The sequence below is a fragment of the Paracoccus sp. (in: a-proteobacteria) genome (genome assembly GCF_047973135.1).
Lineage (GTDB): Bacteria > Pseudomonadota > Alphaproteobacteria > Rhodobacterales > Rhodobacteraceae > Paracoccus.
On sequence record NZ_JBKEBL010000060.1, the window covers coordinates 1 to 3,149 of the forward strand.

Annotated in this window: 4 protein-coding genes; 2 read left to right on the plus strand and 2 right to left on the minus strand. The window is 62.1% G+C overall.

What is annotated here, in order from left to right; genetic code table 11:
* Both ACK5L9_RS05430 and ACK5L9_RS05435 read right to left on the minus strand, forming a co-directional pair.
* Positions 1–527, minus strand: a 527-nt coding sequence (locus ACK5L9_RS05430; protein WP_416910437.1) for a substrate-binding domain-containing protein, incomplete at its 3' end; no start/stop codon positions are given.
* A 93-nt stretch (positions 528–620) separates the two neighbouring features.
* Positions 621–1,580 carry a sugar phosphate isomerase/epimerase family protein gene (locus tag ACK5L9_RS05435; RefSeq protein WP_416910438.1) on the minus strand — a complete coding sequence of 320 codons (960 nt, stop codon included), beginning with the start codon at positions 1,578–1,580 and terminating at the stop codon, positions 621–623.
* A 121-nt stretch (positions 1,581–1,701) separates the two neighbouring features.
* On the opposite strand from ACK5L9_RS05435, the gene ACK5L9_RS05440 reads away from it, so the two are divergent.
* A complete protein-coding gene (locus ACK5L9_RS05440; protein ID WP_416910439.1) occupies positions 1,702–2,544 on the plus strand; it encodes a substrate-binding domain-containing protein in 843 nt (280 codons plus the stop codon).
* Between the two features lie 78 nt (positions 2,545–2,622).
* Positions 2,623–3,149 (plus strand): Gfo/Idh/MocA family protein (locus tag ACK5L9_RS05445; RefSeq protein ID WP_416910440.1); only part of this gene is annotated, 527 nt, incomplete at its 3' end.

The window sequence follows — 3,149 nt, forward strand, 5'->3', positions numbered from 1 at the left end:
CCGTCGCAGCGGCTTTCCAGATTGACCGCGCCCGGAACATGGATGTGACACAGGATCCTGGTGGCGCCGTTCGCCGCCAGATATTCCCCGCCCGCCACGCCGGCGACATGGTCGTCGGCGCCAAAATAATTGATGCCTTCGACCGCCTCCCGATGTTCGGCGCCGGAATTATAGACCATGATCCTGACCCCCTGCGCCGCTGCAGCCTGCAGGGCGGGCAGCTGCGCCTCGGGCACCCAGATCGGCGTGGCGATACCATCGACGCCCTGCCCGACCGCCAGATTGATCAGCCCGACAAGATCGGGGCCAAAATTGTCATAGTTCTGCGTCGGCAGATAATTGACCGAGCCGCCATTCGCCTCGATCACCAGCGCCGCCTGATCGACACCCTTCTTGACCCGGTTGAAGAACTCATCATTGGCCGAACCGGCGATGACGGCGATATCGGCGGCCTGAACTGCCATGGCAGAGGCTGCGAGAAACGCGCCGGCAGCACAGGCTTTCAGGCTGGATATGTTGAAAGACATTGATTTTCCTCCCTTTCATGTCTGTGCACATTATTCTGCCCTGCCGCCTCGCCGGTCAGGGAAAAACTGATCGAAAACGATCAGCCTGACGCATCAGATTTCCTGCAACCGGAAATCCGAGGGCTGGACGGGCGCCACACGCCGCAGCAGTTCGACCGAACGCTCCAGCCCTTCCTGAGAATTCAGGATGATGTCCTCATGCTCGATGGACAGCCAGCCGTCATAGCCGCCCATTTTCAGGCGATAGCAGAACTGCCGCCACCAGGTTTCGTCATGCCCGATTCCCAGTGTGATATAGGACCATGCGCGCGCCGGAATATCGGTCAGCCCGCCATTTTCCAGCAGGCTGGTGGTGGCCTGAACCGGGCTGTTGAGCAGCGTATCCTTGGCATGGACATGATAGATGGCGCCGGCCAGCGCGTCGGCGGCCATCAGCGGATCGGCCCCCATCCAGAACAGATGGCTCGGGTCCAGATTGGCGCCGATCACCGGGCCGATGGCGTCGCGCAGTCGCAGAAGCGTGGGCACGTTATAGACGCATTGATTGCCATGCAGTTCCAGCGCGATCCGTTCGACGCCGCATTCCTTTGCCAGCGCTGCAATCTCGGTCCAGAACGGGATCAGCACCTCGTTCCATTGATAATCCAGTAGTGCCCTCGTTTCCGGTGGCCAGCTTGACACCACCCAGTTCGGCATATCGTCCCCGGCCCTGCCGGCGGGCAGACCCGACATCGTGCAGACAGTCTTCAACCCCAGTTCACCGGCGATGCGGATCGTGTCGCGCAGCCCTTCGCCCTGCTGCGGTTCGGTCGGGTGGGTCGGATTGCCATTGGCATTGAGCGCGATGATCTCAAGCCCCCGTTCCTCGAATGCCCGGACAAAGCCCTTGCGCGCGCCCGCATCGGATTTCATCGCCGCCATGTCGAAATGCGGGCCGGTCGACCAGCCGCAGGTATTCACCTCGACCCCCTGCACACCCAGCCGCAGGGCCTCATCCAGCATCTGATCAAAGGACAGAGAGCCAAGGCTGTCCGACACGAAACCGATCTTCATGGGCAGATTCCTTATTACATCCCCGCACCCATCCTTATGCGGCACCGCGCCCGTCACCACCCGGCTGGCTGATTGCTTTCGATCATCCCGCCGCATATCGTCATGGCAGACGGAGGGGGTGATGCTGGCCCGGCCCGAACTGCCGCTGATCGCCCGCATGAGGCACGAGTTTCAGCGGCTGACGACGCTGCTGGATGCCTCGATCATCATCCATCGCACCATCCTGAAGGATGAGCGCCCTGAAACAATCGCCCGCGCGCTCGGCAAGACAACCTGCGATGCGGTGATCGCCTATATGCCTGACGACCCGGCCATTCATGCGGCGGTTGCTGCCCTGCGCAAGCGCGAGATTCCCGTGGTCACGCTAATCTCGGACGTGCCCGAATCGGCGCGCATCGCCTATGCCGGGCCGGATCATTTCCAGTCGGGGCGCTCGGCAGGGTATTTCATCACCCGCATGGTCAGGCAGCCGGGTCCGGTCGCGGTGCTGTGCAACACCCGCGATCTGCAATCGCATGACGACCGGATCCGGGGGCTGGAGGCCTATCTGTCAGGTCACCCGGAATTTTCCATCGCCGCCATAGTCGAGGGACGCGACGACCGCGACCGTTCGGAAACTCGGCTGAGGCAGCTTTTCAGGCAGTGTCCAGACATCGTCGCCGTCTATAATGTCGGTGCGGGCAATCTGGGGGTGGCCGCCGCGATCCGCGCCGATATCCTGCCGGAACGCCCGGTCTTCGTGGGCCATGAACTGACCCGATACAGTGCCGCCCTGCTCAGCGAAGGCATCATGTCCCTGACCATCGACCAGAATCCGGAACTGCAGGCACGTTTGGCGGTGAACCAGATCCTCCACCATTTCGATTTCGCCGATCTTGGGCAGGACAGTGACCATTACGGCATCAAACCGCTGCAGGTCGTCCTTTACGGTCCGGAAAACATCCCCGAGATCCCGCAGGTCTGATCGTTTTCGATCAGCAAACGAACTGCCGCCCTTCGCCATGCCTGCCAAAAATCAGGCAAAGCAGATGGGAGGAGCAGTATGGCAAATATCGACCCGGTCAGATGGGGAATTCTGGGCGCCGCCCGCATCGCCGATGGCGCGGTCATCCCCGGCATGGTGAAAAGCGCCATTGCCGCGCCGCAGGCCATAGCCGCGCGCGATCTGTCCCGCGCGCAGGCCATGGCCGACAGGCATGGTATCGCGCGCGCCTATGGCAGCTATGACGAGTTGCTGGCGGACCGCCAAGTCGAGGCCGTCTATATCGCCCTGCCCAATCATCTGCATGTCGAATGGGCGCGCAGGGCCGCAGATGCCGGCAAGCATGTGCTGATCGAAAAGCCCGGCGCCATGCGGGCCGCCGACTATGCGGCGATGCAGGGTGTCGATCCGGCGCTGAAAATCTCCGAGGCATTCATGGTCCGCCAGCAGCCGCGCTGGATCAGGCTGCGCGAAATCCTGCGCTCGGGCGAATATGGCACGCCGCTGACCTTCACCTCGCTGCTGTCATTCATGATGACCAATGAACAGGATTTCCGCCAGAAGCCCGAATGGGGCGGCGGGGCCTA

Coding starts and splice junctions, on each gene's coding strand:
- ACK5L9_RS05435 (WP_416910438.1), bottom strand. CDS start 1,580: ATGAAGATCGGTTTCGTGTCGGACAGCCTTGGCTCTCTGTCCTTTGAT.
- ACK5L9_RS05440 (WP_416910439.1), top strand. CDS start 1,702: ATGCTGGCCCGGCCCGAACTGCCGCTGATCGCCCGCATGAGGCACGAG.